The organism is Bacteroidales bacterium (assembly GCA_014860575.1).
GTDB lineage: Bacteria > Bacteroidota > Bacteroidia > Bacteroidales > JAAYJT01 > JAAYJT01.
Map to the genome: position 1 here is coordinate 243,496 of JACZJK010000016.1, position 23,262 is coordinate 266,757.

Annotated in this window: 15 protein-coding genes; 6 read left to right on the forward strand and 9 right to left on the reverse strand. The window is 43.8% G+C overall.

Annotated elements, in window-relative coordinates; all coding sequences use genetic code 11:
* The first annotated feature begins 24 nt into the window (after positions 1-24).
* The 3 genes from IH597_03855 (at position 25) to IH597_03865 (ending at position 2,981) form a co-directional block, all read left to right on the forward strand.
* Positions 25-888, forward strand: a complete 864-nt coding sequence (locus IH597_03855) for a choice-of-anchor J domain-containing protein (GenBank protein ID MBE0661581.1) — start codon at positions 25-27, stop codon at positions 886-888.
* Between the two features lie 83 nt (positions 889-971).
* Positions 972-2,111 (forward strand): beta-aspartyl-peptidase, encoded by a 1,140-nt coding sequence (locus tag IH597_03860; protein ID MBE0661582.1) that lies wholly within the window; start codon positions 972-974, stop codon positions 2,109-2,111.
* An 18-nt stretch (positions 2,112-2,129) separates the two neighbouring features.
* Complete coding sequence (locus IH597_03865) at positions 2,130-2,981, forward strand: cyanophycinase (protein ID MBE0661583.1); 852 nt, start codon at positions 2,130-2,132, stop codon at positions 2,979-2,981.
* Here the strand turns inward: IH597_03865 and IH597_03870 are convergent.
* Both IH597_03870 and IH597_03875 read right to left on the reverse strand, forming a co-directional pair.
* Positions 2,975-4,972 (reverse strand): Type 1 glutamine amidotransferase-like domain-containing protein, encoded by a 1,998-nt coding sequence (locus IH597_03870; GenBank protein ID MBE0661584.1) that lies wholly within the window; start codon positions 4,970-4,972, stop codon positions 2,975-2,977. The genes IH597_03865 and IH597_03870 overlap by 7 nt on opposite strands.
* A gap of 31 nt (positions 4,973-5,003) precedes the next feature.
* On the reverse strand, positions 5,004-6,497 hold the full coding sequence (locus IH597_03875) for a right-handed parallel beta-helix repeat-containing protein (GenBank protein MBE0661585.1): 1,494 nt from the start codon (positions 6,495-6,497) through the stop codon (positions 5,004-5,006).
* A gap of 76 nt (positions 6,498-6,573) precedes the next feature.
* On the opposite strand from IH597_03875, the gene IH597_03880 reads away from it, so the two are divergent.
* On the forward strand, positions 6,574-8,475 hold the full coding sequence (locus IH597_03880) for an amidophosphoribosyltransferase (protein MBE0661586.1): 1,902 nt from the start codon (positions 6,574-6,576) through the stop codon (positions 8,473-8,475).
* Positions 8,476-8,701: 226 nt separating this feature from the next.
* Here the strand turns inward: IH597_03880 and IH597_03885 are convergent, their stop codons facing one another.
* The 6 genes from IH597_03885 to IH597_03910 form a co-directional block, all read right to left on the reverse strand.
* On the reverse strand, positions 8,702-9,094 hold the full coding sequence (locus IH597_03885; GenBank protein MBE0661587.1) for an HIT family protein: 393 nt from the start codon (positions 9,092-9,094) through the stop codon (positions 8,702-8,704).
* A 16-nt stretch (positions 9,095-9,110) separates the two neighbouring features.
* Positions 9,111-9,584, reverse strand: coding sequence for a transcription elongation factor GreA (gene greA / locus IH597_03890; GenBank protein MBE0661588.1), 474 nt, complete (start codon positions 9,582-9,584; stop codon positions 9,111-9,113).
* Between the two features lie 99 nt (positions 9,585-9,683).
* Positions 9,684-10,742, reverse strand: coding sequence for a PorV/PorQ family protein (locus IH597_03895; GenBank protein MBE0661589.1), 1,059 nt, complete (start codon positions 10,740-10,742; stop codon positions 9,684-9,686).
* 45 nt (positions 10,743-10,787) lie between these two features.
* A complete protein-coding gene (locus tag IH597_03900) occupies positions 10,788-15,026 on the reverse strand; it encodes a T9SS type A sorting domain-containing protein (protein ID MBE0661590.1) in 4,239 nt (1,412 codons plus the stop codon).
* Positions 15,027-15,077: 51 nt separating this feature from the next.
* On the reverse strand, positions 15,078-18,749 hold the full coding sequence (locus IH597_03905) for a carboxypeptidase regulatory-like domain-containing protein (protein ID MBE0661591.1): 3,672 nt from the start codon (positions 18,747-18,749) through the stop codon (positions 15,078-15,080).
* A gap of 119 nt (positions 18,750-18,868) precedes the next feature.
* The gene (locus IH597_03910; protein MBE0661592.1) at positions 18,869-19,327 is read right to left on the reverse strand and encodes a hypothetical protein; all 459 of its coding nucleotides are present in this window, start codon (positions 19,325-19,327) and stop codon (positions 18,869-18,871) included.
* Positions 19,328-19,888: 561 nt separating this feature from the next.
* Between IH597_03910 and IH597_03915 the strand changes: the two genes are divergently transcribed.
* Complete coding sequence (locus IH597_03915; protein ID MBE0661593.1) at positions 19,889-20,278, forward strand: hypothetical protein; 390 nt, start codon at positions 19,889-19,891, stop codon at positions 20,276-20,278.
* 204 nt (positions 20,279-20,482) lie between these two features.
* On the opposite strand, the gene IH597_03920 is transcribed toward IH597_03915, so the two are convergent.
* The gene (locus IH597_03920; GenBank protein MBE0661594.1) at positions 20,483-21,904 is read right to left on the reverse strand and encodes an adenosylhomocysteinase; all 1,422 of its coding nucleotides are present in this window, start codon (positions 21,902-21,904) and stop codon (positions 20,483-20,485) included.
* Between the two features lie 166 nt (positions 21,905-22,070).
* On the opposite strand from IH597_03920, the gene meaB reads away from it, so the two are divergent.
* Positions 22,071-23,180 (forward strand): methylmalonyl Co-A mutase-associated GTPase MeaB, encoded by a 1,110-nt coding sequence (gene meaB / locus IH597_03925; GenBank protein ID MBE0661595.1) that lies wholly within the window; start codon positions 22,071-22,073, stop codon positions 23,178-23,180.
* The last annotated feature ends 82 nt before the right edge of the window (positions 23,181-23,262 follow it).

Consider the following 23,262-nt stretch of genomic DNA (forward strand, 5'->3'; position numbering starts at 1 on the left):
AATGTTTAATTAAAATCATCCACCATGAAAAAATTATCTTTACTCACGATCATTTTTGCTATGCTTTGTGCCGGTTTGAACACTACGGCGCAAAACAATCTGAAAAGTGCCGAGTACATCCTGTCGTGGGATGTATGCCCAACTGCCAACACACCCTCTTTCAGGGCTGAGTATTACAGCGTTTGGATTTCAACTTCAGGAAACACTCCTGACGATTTTACTACCATGCTGTTTGAAGAAACACTTTCAACAACCCACACTAACTGGGTTTACGAAAACCGCCAGGTGAATATTGATAACTATGCAAATGTGTCGGTTTTTGTAGCATTCAGGCATCATGATATTACCGATATGGATCGGATCGTAATTGACAATGTAAAACTGTTCAGGGTAAACAGCGATGGCGAAGAAGAGCTGGTTTATTTGTTTGAGAATTTCCAGGATGGAATTGGGAATCCGGCCGGTGAAGATTGGCTTCCCGAAGGTTGGGTTGCTATTGACGATGATGGTGATCAATTTAACTGGTACTTTGGAGAGCGCCAGGGCGAAGGTGCAATGAGAAGCCAATCATGGGACAGCAATCCGTTAACCCCTGATAACTGGTTAATAACTCCTGCCATTTTACTTGGAAGCGTTGGCATCAATGAACTTCCTGATAAGAGGGTGAGTATTTTTCCAAATCCTGCAAGCTCCTCTGTAAATGTAAATAGCAACTCAGAGATAAAGCAGATTGAACTGGTGAACATGGTTGGAACCCGTGTGTTGAGCCAGGAGATGAACGATCTTAACACCGGCATTGATGTTAGCTCATTCAAAAATGGGCTGTATTTCATGAGATTGTATACCATTGATGGCATTGTGGTTAAGAAACTGCATATCATCAAATAGTTTACAGATTAGCCTTAATTTTAAGAGGCTTTCTCAGGAGCATAAAACCTGGGGAAGTCTCTTATTATCAATGAACCAAAGTTATGATCCTCATTAAAAACTGCGAACTCTACACACCCTCATTCGAAGGTAAAAAGAATGTGCTGGTAGGTGGCACCAAAGTGTTGGCCATTGGAAATAACCTCAATCTTCCGGCAAACTGGGTGGTGACTGAGTTAGATGCCTCCGGGCTTTTTATGATTCCCGGACTGATTGACGGCCATGTACATATTGCCGGAGCCGGTGGCGAAGGCGGGCCTTCAGGCCGGACACCGGAACTTCCATTATATCGCTTTCTTGAAGCTGGCGTTACAACGGCTATAGGATGCCTTGGCGCCGATGGGATCACACGCAATGTGGAATCAGTGCTTATGAAAGTAAAAGGGCTCAGACAGCAAGGTATTTCTTCATGGATGTACACTGGTTCCTACCAGGTTCCCCCTCCCACCATTCTTGGTGATGTGGCCAAAGACCTCGCAATGATTGAGGAAGTAATAGGAGTTGGTGAAATTGCCTTATCCGATCACCGTTCTTCATTTCCGACTACAATCGAGTTGGTAAAACTGGTCAGCCAGGCAAGGGTAGGGGCGATGCTGGGTAAAAAATCCGGCATTATAAACATTCACATGGGCGATTTTAAAGATCCATTCAAACCTTTATACGACGCCTCTATTGAGGGAAAGTTTCCACTTAAGCAGTTCCTCCCCACCCACTGCAACCGAAATGCATGGATCTTTGAAGATGCCAAATCTTACGGGAAACAGGGATACATTGATATTACCGCCAGTGCTTATCCCTATTTCCCTGATGATGAGATCAAGCCATCCAAAGCCATTGCTGAATTTCTGAAAGCCGGAGTACCGCTTGAACACATAACGCTCACAAGCGATGGAGGAGGCTCATTGCCTTCGTTTGATGCAGAGGGCAACCTGATTAAAATTGAAATCGGCTATCCCAAATCAATTCTCACTGAAATTGCCGATGCTGTGAAAACCGATGGGCTCAGTATTGAGCAGGCTGTTAGCGTTGCCACGATCAACATTGCCAATGTACTGAAGCTGGAATCAAAAGGACGAATTGCCAAAGGCATGGATGCTGACCTTGTTTTACTCGACAAAGACTTTAACCTGCAACACGTGATCGCAATGGGCAAACTAATGGTTCGTGATGGTGAATTGATTTAACACAAATATTCAGGGTGTATGAGAAGAATTTTCAGTGTTTTTATTCTCTTGCTTTTTATTGTTTCTGCATGTCATGAACCTGAAAAAGCTGTTGAGCCGAAGGGGAAGCTTTTTATTATTGGCGGAGGGAAGCGCCCTCCCGGAATGGTTCAGCGTATGGTACAGGAAGCCGGACTGGAACAAGACGGTCACATAGTAATCCTGACAATGGCCAGCAGCGAGCCTGACACTTCTGCGTTTTATGCAGCCAAACAATTTATTGATCAAGGCATTTCACATATTGCTGATTTCAGGTTTTCAGGAGATGAAGAACCCAGTGCCGAACGCCTCGATTCACTCAGAAGTGCCAGCCTGATATATATTACCGGAGGCGATCAGAACCGCTTTATGGAAATTGTTACCGGAACTTCTGTTGAGGAAGCCATTAAAACTTGTTACAATAATGGTGGCATGCTTGCAGGCACAAGCGCCGGTGCGGCTGTGATGAGCGAGAAAATGATTACCGGCAACGAGCTCAAGAAAAGCGATTACCGCGAAACCTTTCGAACCATCGAAGCCAACAACATTGAACTGGGAAGAGGGCTTGGTTTTCTTACAACAGCCATTGTTGACCAGCATTTTGTCTGGCGAAGCCGCCATAACCGGCTAATAACGGCTGTAATCGAACATCCTGAATTAATAGGTATCGGAATTGATGAAGCTACCGCCATACTGGTGAAAGGCAATACGGCTGAAGTTATAGGGGAATCGCAGGTGCTGGTTTATGAGAATGCGGATAAGTCTTCTACTATCAATGAGGACGAAAAACTTGGTGCAAGATACCTTCGTTTAAGAGTCCTCCTTCCCGGCGAAACCTTCAGGCTTTATTGAAACACCATTACTTTTGCTGCTAAAATGGCTTCATTTGTTTGAACCTGTAGCAGATAAAGCCCATCTCTTAGCCCGGTTGTTTTGAAAGCTACATTTTGTTCGCCGCTTTGTAAAGCCTGGTTCTGGATGTACATCAATTGTCCGTTCGTATTATACAAGCGCAAAATGATACTGCCAGCTTCGGTGGAGTTTAATCGGATATTTATTGCCTGTGATGAAGGATCGTAATGGGCCTTCAAAGTATTATTTTGTGCCAGGTTTTCAACACCATATACAACATCGCCAACCATAAGATTATTTGGATACAGTAAGGTCTGAAAATTCATGATTTCAAAGCCTCCAACCTGTCGGTTGCGGTATAACTGTGCGTTTAAATCGTAATCACCTTCCTGGCTTGTGAGGATCATGGCAGGGCTTTCGCCATGAACGGTAATGTAGGAATAGGGGAATTCAACGTAATACTTCATGAAATTCCTCACCGTGAGCCAAACACCCCTGCGTACCTGTTCCTGTAGCATGGCATAGGGAAGCGCGGAGTTGGTGTTCTCGTAATAATCAGTAGAATACAGGTAGGTATTTGGCATGATGACCATCGTTGACAAAAGGTTAAGGCCGGGATTGAATGTAAGTTGCCCGTTAAAAGAAGCAGATGGATATGTGAGGTAATTATCGGAAACTACCACTGCGCCGGCCATACGGCTGTTATCGCCAACAAAAGCAACTACCACACCTGTTGAATGAATCTTTTCCATTAGCAAACTTCCGTTGCCACTTCCCGAAAACATAAAGTCATAAAGCGTTTGGTAAGCATTGCCTATGAAAACAAATTTCCAGGATTGCTCAATCAGTGCCTGGAATGTGGGGCTGGTATTGTTTGCCGGTATTGCCTGTTCAACTTCCACATTGGTTGCTCCTGCGTTATTAAAAGCTTGCTTGTATGCATCGGCCAGCGTTGAATTGGTTCCGGTAATGATCAGTATCGGCTCTGATTTCGATCCCAATGAATCAACCAAATGGGTGATAAAAAATTGATTTTCGCTTACGGGATCAGAGCCACTGAGTAAAACGGTTCGGTTTCCATATTCTGTAATCTGTTCAACTGACATTTGGGAGCCAAAGCCATTCACCTCAAAAGTGTTGAGATTGATACTGCAACCGTGCAGTAATTGTGTTGCTTTTACATCCTGGCACAGCAATTTGTTATTCTGATGACAAAATTCTCCATCACGATAGATATTGATGGCGGCAGTTCCGTAAGCATAACCCATTGGGTTTTCAGAATCAGACAAGTCAATGCAGAATGCAGTCATATCGTCCACTCCAATGCCGATAAGGTCTTCGCTGTGGTCGTTTTTCCATCGTGCCATAAATGCAAGCATACGAGCAAGGCGGCCTCGTTCAATAAAGTGGGAATCAAAAATATAACCCGGCATCAGGTTAAGAAAATCGTTTTTCAGGGTAATGCTGCTGTGAAAAATGTTTTTAAGGCATTCATCGGAGTACGCAGTACCATTTTCAGCGGTGTAGATGACACCCGATAAAATTGCCAGCCCAGCCGAGGTTCCCGCTATCACACCACCGCTGTTGAATTTGTCGTGAACAGCGTCCTGTGTTTTTGTGTTCCGGTACGTGAGATAATAATTCTTTTGATCACCTCCCCTGAAGAAAATCACATCATAAGCCATCAGGCTGTCGTAGGTAGCCTGTGAGTCAGCAATGGCAACGGAGTTTATAAGGAAGTTTTTTGCAGAGGCAGCGCCAAGGCTAACAAAATAATCGGGGAGCCATGAGGAGCCACTACTAAAACCAATGATGGCTACTTTTTTATTAACGGAGTTATCCACTGCCCAGGCATACGGAATATTGCTCCAGTCGTCGTAGTTCTCAGTTCCTCCGCCAACAATCATGATCTTGCCTTGTGCGAATCCAATGACTGAGAATAGGGAACATAAAACTGACAGAAGAGAAATGAGGAGATGGGATTTCTTCATGACTTTTGCGTTTAAGCTGAATAATGCTGGTTTATCTTGAAACAACAATCGAGCGGATTTCCATTTTTGAACCTGACCTGACCGAGAGAAAATACACACCATTTTCAATATTGCCAACATCAATTATGATGCGGTTATCTTTTGTGATAACCCTGTCTTTTTTCATTGTAATCCCATTGAGGTTCAGGATCGTGTACTGAATTACCCGGCCTGCCATAAGTTCTTCGTTCAGATGAACAGAACCTAAAGTTGACATTGGGTTTGGGAAAATGTTAAGGATCAGATTCTGTGGTTTCTCCTGCAATGGTAATTCATCGGTTCCCAAAGGAATAAGAATCGGCATATAATCAACAAGGCCAAGGTTAGGATCATCAGGTTGGTGGAATATTACCATCTCAACCGAATCAAGGTTGGTAGTTCCCCAATAATTGTATTGCGCTTTAAGGTTTTGTGCAGTGTTGTTATACAAAGCATACAAAGAGCCGTTATTCCCGTTATTATAAAAAAAGTTCTCGCCGGGATTAACAATGATAAAATCCCGCTCGCCCAGGTTTGGCCTTGCTGAGCCTTGTACGGTAATGCCCCAGAGGTTCCCGTTGATTGTATTCCCGCTTACCATAGCGGTGTTGGTTACGGCGCCGTTGAAGTTTAAACCGCTGCCACCCAGGTTTGGATTGCCCTGGATGTTGTTATCCGAAATCACATTATTGTGAATTTCGGTATGGATGGTACTGCCTATGGCCGCAATACCGTAACGGTTATTGGTGATTATGTTGTCTTCGATGATGCTGTAGCAATCGCCTCCGGCCAGTGTTGAAACCGCAATGCCGCCTGCCTGGTCGAACTGCCCGGTAATTGTATTGCCAACAATCCTTATTGTATCATTTCCTGAATTTCCAAGGTTGATCTGGGGCATATTGGTGTTATCAGTATTGTTGCTCCAGATGTGACAACCAATAATTTGAGGAGCGGCAAGTGCATTCGCTGCCGAAGCTATTGCCGGGCCTTTGTTTTGGTATATTTCGTTGTTAACGAGCCTCACTTTTCCCTGCGATACCTGTATGGCACCGGTAGTGTTTGATTTATTGAAATACCTGATCACACAATCTTCCACCAGCATATCCGAACCAATGATCTGTATCCCACCGCCATATTCAATCAGGCAGTTGTGCAGGGCTGAGGCAGGTGAGTTTTCAAACCTGAACCCTTTAAAAAACTGCGCTGGACTGGAAGCCGTAAGTATGGCCTGACCGGGTGGATTGGCTATAAAGACACCATAAATGGTCATCAATACATTAGGATCAAATTGAACCTGATCATTTGAAATTATCTTCAGCGTATCGTTGACTGAAATGGTAAGATCTCCATGTATCATATAGATGGAATTGTCAACGGTGACCACTCCACCTGAATGTAACACGAGGTCATCAAACGTCCAGCTCACACTTGTTCCTGGTGTAATAAACTGCCCGTGAACCAATAAGTTAACACAAAATAAAACCACTGATAGTAAAGTCCGACCCATAAATCATTATTTTTGTACCCGCGAAAGGAAGTAAAAAACTTTACACAAAAGTAATCATAATTCTAAACATCTCATTGTGAGCGAAGCCATCAAGCACGAATGTGGAATTGCCCTCATTCGCCTTTTAAAGCCCCTGGAATATTATTTAAATCGTTATGGAACCGCATTCTATGGGCTAAACAAGCTGCATCTGCTCATGGAGAAACAGCACAACCGCGGCCAGGATGGGGCCGGAATCGCAAACATAAAATTCGACCTAAATCCGGGCGAGAAGTATATGAACCGCCTGCGATCAGGCGCTGAATCACCTGTAAATAAAATATTCCTGCAAATATTTGAAACGATAAATCAAATCCATGAAAAGCATCCCGACAGGCTGCGTGATGTGAACTGGCTCAAAAGCAATCTTGATTTTACCGGCGAATTGTTTCTCGGGCATTTACGGTACGGAACCTATGGAAAAAATGATGTAACAAACATCCACCCGGTAATCAGGGAAAATAACTGGAAAACCAAGAACCTGGTTCTTGCCGGAAATTTTAACCTTACCAATGTTGACGAGCTTTTTAATAAGTTGGTTGATCTCGGCCAGTATCCGCTTGAAACTTCCGACACAGTGACCATGCTTGAAAAAATTGGCCATTTCCTGGATGATGAAAACGAGGAATTGTACCGGCGGTTCAAACAGGAAGGATATGTTAAAAAGGAGATCAGCCTTCATATTGCAGAAACGCTTGACCTGCAGAAAATCTTATCGCGGGCCGCTGACCAATGGGACGGTGGTTATACCATAGCAGGATTACTTGGCCATGGCGATGCATTTGTGATGCGCGATCCTGCTGGCATCAGGCCGGCATTTTATTATGCTGACGAGGAGGTTATTGTGGTCACATCCGAAAGGCCTGCCATACAAACAGCATTTAATGTTTGGATCGAAAAAATTAGGGAAATCAAACCCGGCCATGCGCTGGTGATCAAGAAGAATGGCGAATGGGGCGAATATCTTTGCAAAGCGCCAACAGAGAAACGCTCCTGTTCTTTTGAACGTATCTACTTTTCAAGAGGAACCGATGCCGATATTTACCTCGAACGGAAAAAACTGGGTAGGTTTCTGACCCCTGCAATTCTCAAAACAGTTAACTTCAACCTGAAGGATACAGTGTTTTCATATATCCCAAACACTGCCGCGGTTGCCTTTTACGGCATGGTTGAAGCGCTGACTGATTTTTGCAACAAAGTAAAGAATGAAAGACTTTTGCAACATAAAGAATCTCTTACCGAAGAAATCATTGGCGAAATTCTCGCGCTGGCCCCACGTGTTGAGAAGGTTGCTGTGAAGGATATCAAGTTACGAACCTTTATTACGCAAGACATTGGCCGAGAGGATCTGGTTGCCCATGTGTATGATGTCACTTACGGAATTATCCGAACCGATATAGACACCCTGGTTGTACTTGACGATTCCATTGTGAGAGGAACAACCCTGCGTAAAAGTATTATCCGCATCCTCGACCGGCTGGGTCCTGTGCATATTGTTATTGCATCCTCTGCGCCTCAGATCCGTTATCCGGATTGTTATGGCATTGATATGGCCAAATTGAGCGATTTTATTGCTTTCAACGCCGCCATCATGCTGCTCAAAGAAACGCATCAAACCAATGTGATCAACGACGTTTACAAGAAATGCAAGGCGCAGGAAAATCTACCGCCAGCCGAAATGGTAAATTATGTCAGGGAAATTTACAAACCATTTACCGCAGAGCAGATAGCCACGAAAATTTCTGAAATGGTCAGGCCCGAAAAAGCGAACGCCCGGGTAACAGTTATCTTCAACACTATAGAAAACTTACACGAAGCTTGTCCCAACCATACCGGCGACTGGTATTTTACAGGTAATTATCCCACACCTGGAGGCAATATGGTGGTTAACCGCTCTTTTATCAATTACATTGAGGGAAGAAACGAAAGAGCCTATTAGTAACTGGCAACCATTGATAATGGTTCGGCAATCAAAGGGTGCGGCATTGTTCATTTGTGTTGTGATGCAGTGATGCAGTAATACAATATTGCAGTGTTGCGGTGGCTGAGCTTGTCGGAGTCTAGAGTAATGGAGCGCTGTATTTAATTGCCAACTGCCAACCCCTCTCCGAAGGGTTTGTCTGTGGAACGCAAAAATTATAATTATTATTCCCAAATTATGAGGGCTATAGTGCTTTCACAATCATTTGAGTGATTTCCTCTAACTCCTCGTTCGTGAGCTTCAGTTTGGGTTGCTTGAAATCAATATCATAAATGGTATTGATAGGAACCAGGTGAATGTGTGCATGGGCCACTTCAAGGCCAATCACAGCAAGGCCAACCTTTTTGCATGGTATAACCTTCTTGATTGCTATCGCAACCTTTTTAGCAAATACAAAGTAATCAGAATAAAGCTTGTCGTCGAGATCGAATATATAATCTATTTCTTGTTTAGGTATCACCAATACATGCCCTTTGGCCAAAGGATTGATATCAAGAAAAGCCAGGAAGCGATCGTCCTCTGCTAGTTTATAGGCCGGGATTTCGCCACTTACGATTTTTGAAAAAATACTTGCCATGATGTTCAGTTATATTTTACCGTGAAATTTCAATTACCTTAAAGGCCATTTTTCCGGCTGGCACATCAATTTCGGCTGTTTCGCCTACGCTCAAACCAAGCAATCCTTTGGCAATAGGCGAGCTAACGGAAATCTTACCTTCCCGGATGTTTGCTTCATTCTCAGGAACGAGGGTATAAGTCATCACCGAGTCATTTTTAAGATTCTTGATTTTAACTGTTGAAAGGATCAACACCTTGCTTGTGTCCATCTTCGATTCATCAATCAAACGTGCATTCCTGATAATTTCCTGTAATTTGGATATTTTCAGTTCCAGCATGGCCTGTTCATTCTTGGCGGCGTCATACTCTGCATTTTCCGATAAATCGCCTTTGTCCCTGGCATCGGCAATTTGCTGGGATATCATAGGCCTTTCAACACTGATCAGTTGATCCAACTCTGCCTGAAGTTTCTTCAAGCCTGCCGATGTGTAATACGCTGTTTCTGTCATGTCCAAAACAATTTTACCGTTATCGAAATAAGATAAAAGACCCTCAAAAAGGGCCTTTTTATTGAAAACAAAAAAGTTAAAACCTAAGTTAAGTGGTTGTTAGAAAGTAAGTCTGGCACTTATGCTATGGGTTCCTGACCATGGGTCAGTATCCCTGTAAGAATAATCAACGGCAAAGATAGAACCTTTTTCTTTATTCAATGGAACCTGAACAGTTAATCCTGCTGAAGGCCCGGTAAAGGCGGTAGTTCTTTCAGCTTTATCTGTAATTCCATCCTCGTAAGTATAACCTGCCCTGAGCATAAGGTAATTTCTCAATGCATATTGCAGACCTCCTGAAAACTGGTCTTTAAAAAACGAGTTCGAAATAAAATTACCTGCGAATGTGAGCGTATGATCCTCTGAAATCAGAAAATCATATGCTGCACCGATAATAAGCTGTGAAGGCATTTCGTATTCGGCTGAACGTTGTTCAACGGTAAACTGGTTATCCTGTCCAGGTAGAAGAGTTCGTATGGCAAGTCCGTCGCCTGTGAAATGCATGGTAGGCCCGATGTTTTTGAGAGTGATGCCGAACTTGATATTTTCCAAATCACCGGTCACATACTGGATGCCGGCATCTATTGCAACACCTTGTGAGCTCATATCAGCAATTGACTGACTGATAATTTTGAGGTTAAACCCGCCGTAGATGCTATTTGAGAAAGCTTTAGCATACGAAATACCAATATTCATGTAACTGGGGGCAAAGGTTCCTATGCCACCTTCGGGAATTGCAACTGTGGTGATTGGTATATCGCCAAAACGCATTGACATAATGGTTACACCCAGTACGCCGGTTTCACTGACTTTTTGTGTGAACCCAAATGAATTGATGCTGATTTCAGATCCTTGCAACCATTGGGTGTTGGAGAATATCAGTTCAGTGCCATTAGTAAAAGCAATACCTGCCACATTACCAAACATGGCCTCAAGCCCGCGAACGCTGGCGGTATTGGCGCCTCCCCAACCGGAACTGCGGGCCCAGGGATTTATGAGCAATTCTGAGGCACCGGCTTCACCGGCACGATCCTTATTACCTGCCCAGATGTCATTCACAGGTAAGAGCAGAGCGATGGTAAGCAGACCAGCCAGGATGTATAATTGTAAGCTCTTCATATTGTATCTTTTATTGAATTTGACATTAAATTATTTGCTGATACATTAGAATGCATTAAGGTCCACTGGCCTTAGCGCACCAAACCATTTGATCGTTCTTTCCCCAAACTCATCCGCATTAATATGTATAATATATAATCCACCTGCAATGGGAATCCCTGCATCGTTTTTCAGATCCCAGTCAATGGATGTAATTTCAGAGTCCTTGGTAAACTGCCGGATAAGGGTTCCGTTAAGGGTGTAAATAGTTACAGTACACTTCCTTGGAAGGTTTGTTATCTTAATCCTGTTATCCAACTGATTGACTTCGTAATCTGAATATGCACGATAAGGATTAGGCACAACATTGATAAGGTCAAGGTCGTTTTTGGCTTTTTCAATATCGTTGGTAATAGGGGCAATTCCCGCTGTGCTGAAAGCATACATTGGATAGTTCCGGTTCGCAGTATCATTAACAATTGCAATTGAATCTCTCAATGGCAAGGAGTAGTACCTGTTGTAAGGTTTACCAACCCTGAGCCTGATATGTGCCTCGCTCGAAAGCCATTCAGCACCATCTACCGCTAATGGAATATTCACCCACATGGCTGTTGACCAGGCATAACGCTTGATAGGCGCTGACATAGTCAGATGTTGTCGCAACCAAACCCCTGCATCATACGCCGGTGCAAATGGCTTGTAACCAGGCAAAGGCAGTGAGGTTAATTGCTTGGTGTCCATGATATAAATATAGTGCATACCACCAAAAGCAAAACCGGCTTCGTTTACCGCATTGGAAGTTGGGTTGAACTTCATATCGCGGCCATTCTCACCAACCAGCCAGGAATTTTCACCGAACATAATATTCAGGCGTTCTCCAGTTTCTACGTTGATCGCATAACCCGGGAACCAGCCCATACCCGTCGCATTGATGTAGTTAGGATCATCGGGGTTGGTGCTAGGCCCGGCTTCAGGATCTGCAAAATTACCGTCCTTATCTACAGAAGCTGAGGATCTGACATCGAATATGGGCGTTCTGCCTTCTGAAAGATTGGCTTCTGGTGCTAATTCAATGACTACCGACCTGGTCCATTTCGATTTATCAGGTGTGAGCACGATATCAACACTGGCTATTTCTCCCAGCGACTGGAATGATTTTGATTGCAGACTTTGCGCAGGTGCGGTTTTTGCAACCGCGTCCTGGCCATCAAATGCCACGAGCTGATAAGGCGCCCATGTTCCTCCCAGCACATTTTCATATACATTATTAGGGTCCCTTGGCCATGTTGGCATATTCCAGTCAGAATTTCCGCCATCATTGAGGGTTCCTGATCTTACCCAGTTAAATGGACCTCCACCATCAATATCCGGGATACCGCTTAGCCAGGGTGTAGCATTATCTGCAAAAGTGATTGAGGCTTCAAGGAAACCATTGTTTTCAGCCAGCACAGCATAACGCGAAACAGTTCCATCAGGATCAGGGGATTCACCTACTTTATAGCTTCCCGGAGGATATATCTGTCCTATTTCAACAGCAATCCCGATTTCGGGAAAAATTTGTTCCTTAAAGGTAAAGATGCTGCGCTGTGAATCAAAGATTTCACCGGTGGTTTGATTGATAAGCTTCCAAGTAGTAACTATTTTGCTTGCTGTATCGCCACCAGAAATAAAAGCAAAAGCACCACCGGTAACGTTAAACACCTTCTGCCTGTACATTGAATCAAACTTCAGTATAAAATCAGCGGCTTTCAGGCTCAGAGGGTCAATAACCTTAACTTTAACAGGACCTTTGTCAGCAGCATAGGTTGGGTTATAAATGATCGGATAATTTGGATTGCCAAGGGATGTAGCCGAATCAACAGGAGGTTTTGCCAGGATGGCATCGTGGGTTCCAGGAATAAAATCCAAAACGTTGCCACCGTTGCCTTGTCCCTGCAATCGGGTAATTTCAACGCCATCGCCATAATTAGCTACCGGTGAAATGGGTCCGACAGTAATATGAGGGATAGCAGTGTAAACCCGGATGTTTCTTCTGCCTGCAAGAAATGGTTTTGTTTGTCCGTTGAGAGATTGTTCACCTGGAACCTGGGCGTTAGGGTCAGTTGAATATTTTTCATATTCGTTGTATGCGTAAGCCAATGCGAGATAATAGTATTGTTTGTGGTTCACAAGAGATTCATTCGAAAATGCATCCTGGGTTAATCTGAATGAGTTACGGATACCTGCATCAGAACCATTCACTTCCATCACTGGTACATTTGCACCCAACGATTGGTCGTAGTAATAGTTAACAAGTTTACTTACACCATTTTTTACGTCAACCTGGAATACCAGACGAGCAAGGTTAGGATCCTTGATATCAGCTGCACTTACTGAAGCGCTCTTCAACTGGAAAACCTGGTAGCCTTCAAAAACGTAGAGTGAATCTCCCTGTGTAATGTTATAATCAACTTCAGTATATTCTTCATTAAAGTTATTACCGGCATCGTTGGTTCTGCGGTTGGTGAGGTAAATGATAAGTTCTTTGTCAAGTTCGCGGAAGGTAAGATCAGGGGCATTGGGCCCGTCAACTACCTGGAAGCAATTATCGAAGAGCGCCTGGCATTTGTCGTCAACTACCCTTAACAACTCAACAGAAGCCCAGGGGCCGCCGGAAGCTGCGCGTGCCCAGGGAATACCCACAGTAATATAGTTTACAGCACCCGGACGCAAAGTAAATGGCCCTGCTGATTGAAGGAAACGGCGATCGTTAACGGGGTTTCCTGCTGTTTCCTCAGTCCAATAAATAGGCCCGGCAGGAGTCTGGAACCCGGTACTCCACATACAGGGATCGCTATCGCCTGGGAAAAGGAAATCTGTATCAGGGCCGTAGCCTCCTGCAGTTTCGTGTCCATTACCACCATAAAGCATTTTGGTTCCATCTTTCCAGATTCCACGAAGGTAGTTGTAGTAGTCAATGGCTACCTGCGGGTCGGTTTGATAAGGCTGAGCGCCAGCAGTAGTGTTGTTAAAATATGTAAACCTTCTCATCCCAAAACGTTCATTGTTGGGAATGCCATCGCCAAAGTTTACCCCATTAATTGCTTCAGCATAATGCAATTCCCGAACTATATCGCAAGGCAACAAGTTGCCGGACTCGTCAAAAGCAGATTGCCTGTCCTGTCCGTAAAGTGGTTGACCGGCTTCGATGCGATCCATATAAGGTCCCTGGAAGAAGTCAACTCCAATTGCTGGTGGTTGGTCTCCGTATGACCAAGGTTGGCCGGTACCGTCAACCGGTGTTCCGTTATAACAATAACCGAGTCCTCTGTCAACATCACAGCCAATGTAATCATCAAGGTGATGGCCAAGATCAGGATCAACCCACTGGCTGAAATAAGTTTCTCTTAAAGTAAAAGTGGAACGGTTGATGATTTCATAACTATAGAAGGTCATGTTGTTAATTTCATCGTTGGTGGCAAAGGCAAATGCTTGTGCACGGATTTCAATACCGATGGCATCGCCTCCGGTTTCGGTATGAATATTTCCTTTATCGTTGAAAACCCACCATAAGGTTTGGTCACCCTTTACTACCTGGTCAGATAAAATTCCATACAGCCAGTTGTTTGGATCATCCGGATGGTAATATTGGGCATCCATCGTAGGTGTGAGCGTTTGGCAAAGCTCACCAGTGAGATCATAATAAGGGAAATCACCCGAGTAAGGGTCATAGGTGCCATCCCCATCCCTGTCGTAAAAAGGGGCCAGGTAATAACTCTGCCCTTTGGTAACATCGCCATGAGCAGGCCATTTAAGGATCACTTCCGGTATTGTGTAGTTAGGATATGAGGCCGGATCATCCCACCATGCCAAATACTCGTCTACCTGTGAGCGGTTGATAGGAAAATGCTTGTCAAATTTCGCGCATTCTTCTGAATCGGTAGCGGCGGAACCATCAATAGTAAGTGGTCCGGTCCAGTAATCGTTACCAACCTGGCGATAACGCAAAGCAGCAAGTTTTAACTGGTTATTTACATCAATACCACCAATCCAGAGAGAAGCGGCAAACATGGACATTTTTCCTGATCCTTTTGGTATTTCATACTGGGAGCTTTCAAAGTCCCACCACATGTCTCCACCTGTATTTATACGGGTTCGAACATTCCCAATATCCAGGTAGCGAAATCCACCTCCAGGTAAACAGCCGGATGCAACCGATTTCACATCAACTTTTTTTATGTGATTATCGGGTACCTTTTCTGCAAATGAGTAGGACAGCGCCAAGCTGAAAACGAGTAAGATACAAGCCTGGAAAATCTTTTTCATTGTATTGGATGATTTAGGTGTTAAATTCATTTTGTTCCTGCGATATTGCTATTAGAAATTGAATGATACACCCAGGCGTATCATTCTAGGCAAACTGTAGTTAAACGGGCTATTAATCCTTATCGCATAGAGATCGCGGTATGCCTGAGGATCAAGCTGGGAGTTGATCTGGTTTTGAAATTCCGCAGCTGCAAGGAAGCCATCGTCATCTGGGTTGCCGGTGGCAGAATAAACACCCATGATGTTTTTACTGTCTAGCACATTATTTACCCTGAGATAAACGTTGAGGTATATTTCCCTTCGCTCGCCATCTTTCCTGATTGCACTAAGATTGAAATCTTTGTCAACACGTGCATCAATCCTGAACTGCCAGGGTAGACGAGCTCCGTTAATTGAGCCTTGTATTTGCCGCTGTCCGCCCAATTGATAAATCCTGCTGGATTTGGTATAAGGTGTTCCTGAGCCTCCGAAAATAATCACATTGAAACCGGCATTTTCCAGCCAGTTGATGGTTTTAACCTGATCGGTTCCTTTTATGGTGCGTGAGGTTCTTGGGCCATTGTATTCCGAGCCTTCGCCATAACGGTAATCAAAACTGAGGTTAACTGCATGGCGGCGGTCAAAATCCAGCGGTATCAGGTTACGTAAATTTGGCTGACCCGATTGGATAAGGGCACGGGCAGTTTCGGGGTTCGAACCGGTACCGTTTGCAAACTGCATGGTGTAACTGGCCCTTACACGGGCGTTGCTGGTACGCCGAAGGTCGTAGGTGACCGTTAAACCTTTTACAGTTCCGAAGTCAAGATTGTAAAATGAATAATATGTAGTAGGATATGCACCGGTAAAGCGGAAACTTTGGATCTGGTCACGAATTTCGCGATAGAAGCCTGAAATAGCCAGCGAAGAAGAATTGGTAAGCTTTTGCTGGAAGCCCAACTCATAGTCTATGGTTTTTTCGGGCCTCAGATTAGGATTCCCCAGTAAATCTGTTCCTCTTGTTTCGAGGAAGAAATAGTCAATAAGGTTAATTCGTCCACCAGTGGTAGGGCGTTGGGTTAACACGTTATAATGTGCAAAGAACAATGCGTCATCTGAAATTGGGAAAGAGAAAGAAATTCGAGGCATAACCGTCCATTGTGGATCATAGTCTTCAAAAGATTCGGCAGTAAGACCATTTTCATTCTTTAAATAGGGACCGCTTTCTTTTCCAATAGCTACCGTTGGGTCATCGGTAATTTCGAGTCCGGCTGCTGTGTACCATGTATTTCCTGAGCGATAGCCGGTAACTGCTGAAGGATTGTTTGGCTGGTCAACATAAATAACATAATCGCTGCCCATATTCGAGGGATGGTTTCCGAACCTGGTGTCTTCGGCAATGGTGTATGCTTCAGCCAGGAGGTAGGGGTCTTTAAGAACCATCTGATTGGCATCATATCTGTCAATACGGGCGCCAATATTAAAGATCAAATCCCTGAAGGCAAATTTATCCTGAACGTAGAATGCAGTATAAATGGGTTCAAAAGCGCCAATATGCCTTAAAAAGTTGCCATTGGCATCTTTTTCGTTGAAGAAATCATTCACACTTGGTTTACTTGATAATCTCTTACCTGTATGATCAAACCCGTAGTAACCAACAAGCTCATTTCCCTGGTTCAGTAGTTCATCGGCGCTGAACAGGTTTATATTAAGACCATCGGTAAGGGTAATAGTGCGTTTGATCATATCCTTATCATAATAGGTGAGCATGTTCGTGTTAAAATCATAAGAGTCAATCAACAGATAATCAAGTCCATCGGTAGGAAGCCCGAGCTCAGTACGCAGATTACGATCAAATGCCCTCTGTGAAGCCCCATCATACAGTCTAAAATAATTGATGGTATCCATGAAATTACCATTGAGGTACACAGCTTGTGGATTGGCTTTATCCAACTGCTCAATATGGAAATTAGTCAACCCACGCATAATAGTCCAAAGGCCTGCAGGGCCAATGCTGTAGCTGCGGTCAAATCGTTGTTCGTACTGCATACCCAGCTTGATTTCATGATTTCCGAGATAAGCGGAGAAATGGGCATTCACACCAAGCTGACTGCTTTCGAACTTTTGGAAGCCTGTTTGAAGTGAGCCTGCATTTCCCCACAAACTGTAAACGGCATCCGGTCCCCGTCCGTTTACTAGTCCACCTTGGGTTGGTACAATATCTTCAAATCTACGGATTTGCCCTTCACGGATATCATAGTATTGCTGCGTGTAGTTTGCCAGCACAGAGTTGATTTCTGCACGCTGGAACTGGTAAAGTGTGTCAAGATAAGCATTGTGTATTAAACCAGTTAATCCGGAGACATCATCAACTCCTGGTTCATACGAACGAACCATGTGTCTGGTGAAAGAACCAAGATAACCGTATTTGAAATAATCGTCCTTATGGCGAGCATCCTGTTGAGTAAAAGTATACACAGAATAATCGGCCTGGAGCGTATAATATACATTCTTAATAAAAGAGCGGCTTTCTGCATCCGTTGGGAAACGATGTGTAAGTCTGCCATAAACCCTCCAAGTATTCTCAGATACTTGCGCGTTGTTGTTGTAATTAAAGATTGAATTTGTAAAGCTGAAACTTCTGTTGTCAGAAAGGTTGTAAGAACCTCCAAACGAAAGATTAACATTGGGGGTAGTTCGCACATCAATTTTACCTGAAACATTGATATCCGTACTATTGGTATTTTGTGTAGCCTTCATGAATTCCATGTTGGTTTTCCGGATAAATTCAGAATTATAGAATGAACCGGCACCTGTAAGCGAAGGCCTGATTGGGTTTTTCTCAAGATTGGCAAGCACATCATCCTTTACTTTATACACACCGGTACTTGTTGGTCTGCCATCTTCCCTGAAGATAAATTCACCAGCTACAAAATAGCCCAACAATGACGTGGTTTTGTCTTTTCCACGGATTAGTGGCCCCTGCATGTTTAAACTGGCACGGTTATAGCCATAGGCATCCAGGAACTGGGAAGTTTCAATTTCTGCTCCAGCACCGAATGTACGCGAAGGACCGCGGGTTGTAACATTGATGATACCGCCAACTGCATCGCCGTATTGTGCCGGCACTCCGCCAAGAATTACAGATACCTGCTCAATGGCAGCTTCGGGTAATGACGATGAACCTCTGACACGGATTCCGTCAATGTACATGATGGTACCTTCTGCACGCTGCCCACGAACGCTGCCACGTTCACCATCGGCGGAGAAAACACCACCAACTGACACTGCAATTGCGTTTGCCGAACGGTTAGGCATTTTGGCAATTTCTTCGGCTGTAACCGTTGCACCACTGGAAGTTTGATCCTTGTCAATGAGTGGTACAGCATATTCCCGCACTTCAAATTCGTCGAGTGCAATGGCCGTGGGTTCCATCGTAACATCAAGAAATCGAATCTGATTGGCCGAAACAATTACGTTTTGAATGACCAAAGGCCTGTAACCTACATAAGTGGCTTTAACATCGTAACGACCAGGCTCAATAGGCCGGATTGAATACTTGCCGTCAAAATCACTGGTTGCACCGCCCACCTGCGATCCCCCTCTCTCGATAACAATATTTGCGAAAGGAATGGGCTCGTTGGTTTGCTGGTCGGTAATGGTTCCCTGAAGTGTTGCTGTTTGGGCGAAAACGTATGCACTAAATGAAAGTACAATCCCGAAAGTCAAGAGTAACTTTTTAAACATACCCTGTAATTTTATGTTAGGTGACTATTTCGTGTGCTAAGAGCCGGTAAAATTAACAATTATTAACATATATGGGCAAAAATATGAATTTAGCATTTAAAAAAAATTGCAGATTGCTTTCAATGATAGGGGCGCTCAAGGATTGCAGAATAAATCACTGCTTTACGTAGGTCGAAGATGTTGCTACGAGTTTTTTCCTTCATTTCATGATAAGGCACATTTTCAGCAACAAAATGTTCGCTAAAAGCAGGAGCCTCTTTTTTAATGAGATCCTCTGCTGCTTTAATTTCTATATCCGTATCCTCGTATGTAAAATATTGGGTCTTTGCCGAAATTTCTGCGGTAGCAGGTTTAACATTTTCCTCTAATTCTTCGTCAAACTCATTGAGGCCTGCTTCTTTGAATATTTCTTCGAAAATTGAGCGGGTTGGGGTAGAAGCTGGCTCAGGCTCATAAACCGGTTCGGCTTTGGGAACAGTCCGCTCCCTCTCTTCCTTCAGCTTTTTCTTTTGCCTGGCATTGTAGATGCTATACGCCACCCAGGCTATTCCCGCAAGTATATAAATAAGGTCATCCATTGTAAGCTCCTCCTGAATTTTGATTTTGTTGCGTTGTAAAACTTAAGGATGCTAAATACAGCTATTTGCATTTTTTACCAACAGGGCAGTAAAAATATATAATATTTGTTATACTGGGTCGGATTTGGCCTTAAAAGCATTTTTTTCTTTTGGACTGGTTCAGCTTAAGGCTATACTTTTTTGATTTTTGCATCATCTTCCTGGTTTCTTTGTTTTGGTTCCGGAAATGCTGCTTCCGTGACTCTTCCAACAATAATGTTGTTTCCTTTTCTTCAATTTCGACTTTCTTTGCTTCCTCCTTTTCTTCCGGAGTTAGTTTTGTGGCCTTGCAGTTTGTTAAAGTGCAAAAAGTCAGTAGTACAAGTAAATAAAGTATAATTTTCATGCGATCCTAAAGATATGCTGCGGGGTTTTAAGCAGGTTGCTTTAATCCAGGCGCAAAAGTAACCGTAAAATAATATTTTGGCAGCATCGTTTGCTTAGTGTATTATATTTTGTTCCACCATGATCCGTGCTTGCTTTAAATACTTAGTTTTTCTTGGATTATTTACTGGGATGATTTTGATGCCTTCCTGTGATAAGGATAAAGATTACGATGAGATCCCATTTGCCCATGTTGACTTTTACATTAACCCCAATTCATCGTTTTACTGGCAGCTGAACAGTCCCAATGGCTGGATATACCTTGTTGCCAATTCGCCCAGCCGCGGAGTACTTGTTTACCGCGATTTAAATGATCAATTTCTGGCATACGAGCGCACCTGCGCCCATGACCCCCTGGTTGAAGAAGCCAGGATTGAGGTTGAAGCCTCTTCCATAACTGCCGTGTGCCCTAGTTGCCAGACAAAGTATATATTATTGGATGGCTATCCTTTTGAAGGTCCCGGAAAGCGTCCGTTGAAGCAATATCAAACAAGCTATAACGGGAATACACTGCACATTTATAATTAAACATCTTATTTCTCCGTTTCAGAGAAAAGCCCTTCGTGGAACAGTTGGCAGTAGGCAGCCATGCTTCGCTGGCAGGCGGGTTGGAAAAAAATCCAAAAGAACAAAATCCAAAGTACAAAGAGCATAGACTTTGCATCACTCCACTACTCCATTACTCCAATCTGCACAACTGTATCACTGCAACACAGCATTACAACACTAATCCTAATACCTGTAAAGATCAGGCTTGAAGGGGCCGTGCACATCCACTCCTATATATTCGGCCTGTTCTTCGCTAAGTTTGGTCAGCTTTACACCAAGTTGGTCAAGGTGAAGCCTTGCCACCTCTTCATCAAGGTGTTTGGGCAAAGTATAAACATCAATGGTCATGTTTTTCTGCCAAAGTTCAATCTGGGCCAGGGTTTGGTTTGTGAACGAGTTACTCATAACAAATGAGGGATGTCCTGTGGCACAGCCAAGGTTTACAAGACGGCCTTCGGCAAGTATATAAATTGAGTGTCCATCAGCGAAAGTGTACTTATCAACTTGAGGTTTGATATTGATTTTTTGAACTCCATCAAGATCTTCAAGTTTCTCTATCTGGATTTCGTTATCAAAATGACCAATGTTGCAAACGATAGCCTGATCCTTCATTTTGGCCATATGCTCTGCAGTAATCACGTCTTTGTTTCCGGTAGCAGTCACGTAAATATTGCCCTCTGCCAATGCATCCTCAACGGTTGTTATCTCAAAACCTTCCATTGCCGCCTGCAAAGCACAAATCGGGTCTATTTCGGTAATTATCACCCTTGCACCATAGGCACGCATTGATCTGGCGCAGCCTTTGCCAACATCTCCATAACCGCACACAACTACAACCTTTCCTGCAATCATTACGTCAGTTGCACGCTTCAGGCCATCAGCCAATGATTCACGGCAACCGTAAAGATTATCAAACTTCGATTTGGTAACAGAGTCGTTTACGTTTATGGCCGGAAACAGAAGTTTGCCTTTTTCCTTCATTTGATACAGCCTGTGAACGCCGGTGGTAGTTTCTTCTGACACACCTTTGCAATCATCAACCAAACGATGCCATTTGCGTTTGTCTTCAACAAAAGCCTCTTTCAGCCATTTCATTACAGCGACTTCTTCGGCATTTGTGGGCGATGAGTTCAGCAATGTTGGTGTATTTTCGATGTCATAACCTTTATGGATCATGAGTGTTGCATCGCCACCATCGTCAACAAGAAGATGAGGGCCTTTTCCGCCCGGAAATGAAAGCGCCTGCAAGGTACACCACCAATATTCATCCAGGGTTTCACCTTTCCAGGCAAATACCGGAATGCCCTTGGCAGCAATGGCTGCAGCGGCATGATCCTGGGTCGAAAAGATATTGCAACTGGCCCAGCGAACATCAGCGCCAAGTTCTATCAAGGTTTCTATAAGCACAGCAGTTTGTATCGTCATGTGCAGTGAACCGCTGATGCGGGCATTTTTGAGCGGTTTTTCTTTGCCATATTTTTTACGCAGCGACATCAGCCCCGGCATTTCTTTCTCAGCTATTTCAATTTCCTTGCGACCCCATTCGGCCAGCTTGATATTTTTAACTTTAAAGTCGGTTCCGGAATTAAGCGTGGTGGTTCCCATGTATCTGATATTTATGTGTTCGTGTAATGCTTTTTAAAATGAGGTGCAAAAGTAACACTTTTTGCCGGAACCTTGCAGCCCTGATAGGGTTCAAAAAGCTGAAAGGATTTAAGCATCACAATCTGCGATTTAGGTTATTTTTGCATTTTAGTGTTTCAATCTTGGTATGTCAGAAGAAAAGAAACCATATAAATCGGCCATGCGGGTTCAGCATGGAATTGAACAACCACCTGTTATTAACCCGTTGGCTGCTGATAAGTATTCAAAACCGGTTCATGCACTTTTGGATTTGGATACATTTTATAATGGAATACTGCAAGGCAACCGGATGGTGCTCGGAAAAGCCATCACTTTAATTGAAAGCACTTTACCCGAACATCAACAATTGGCTCAGGCCATCATTGAGAAATGCCTTGCTCACAGTGGCAATAGCATTCGCATTGGTATCACCGGGGTGCCGGGAGTTGGGAAAAGCACGTTTATTGAAACGCTTGGAACCCGTTTGACAAATAATGGAAAAAAACTGGCTGTGCTAGCTATTGACCCAAGCAGTCAGCGCAGCAAAGGAAGTATCCTTGGCGACAAGACCCGCATGGAATCACTTTCAGCCAATGAAAATGCTTTTATCCGGCCTTCACCTTCTGCCGGAACACTTGGCGGTGTGGCCCGTAAAACAAGGGAAACCCTTATTCTTTGCGAAGCCGCAGGCTATAATGTCATCTTTATTGAAACCGTTGGTGTTGGACAATCAGAAACTGCTGTACACAACATGGTAGATTTTTTCCTGCTATTGATGTTGGCCGGCGCCGGCGATGAATTGCAGGGGATCAAACGTGGCATCATGGAAATGGCCGATGCCATTGTGATCAACAAAGCCGAGGCTGATAATCTTCCCAAAGCATTGCTTGCCAAATCACAGCTTGAAAATGCGCTGCATTATTTCCCCCCTTCTGATAGCGGCTGGAAACCCATTGTTGAAGTTTGCTCAGCGATAAACAACACCGGAATTGACATGGTGTGGCAGATCGTTGAAGATTATCTGGCTTTCACCACAGCTAACAATTACTTTGAGAAGCGTCGTAAAAACCAGGATCACAGCATCATGATGAATACAATTGAGGGTACTCTGATGTTTCATTTCAGGCAGAATAAAAAGCTTGCCGCGATGATGAGAGAAATTGAAGCAGGTCTTACCGATCAGAAGTTCAGCGCATATATGGCTGCACAAAAACTGGTTGATTTCTATTTGAAGGATATGGCTGATAATAAGCGGTAATTGGTGAATTGTAATCGGTGATCAATAATTGCGATGCGCCTGCAATTATCCAATTCAACTAAAAATTATAACTTTGCTCCCC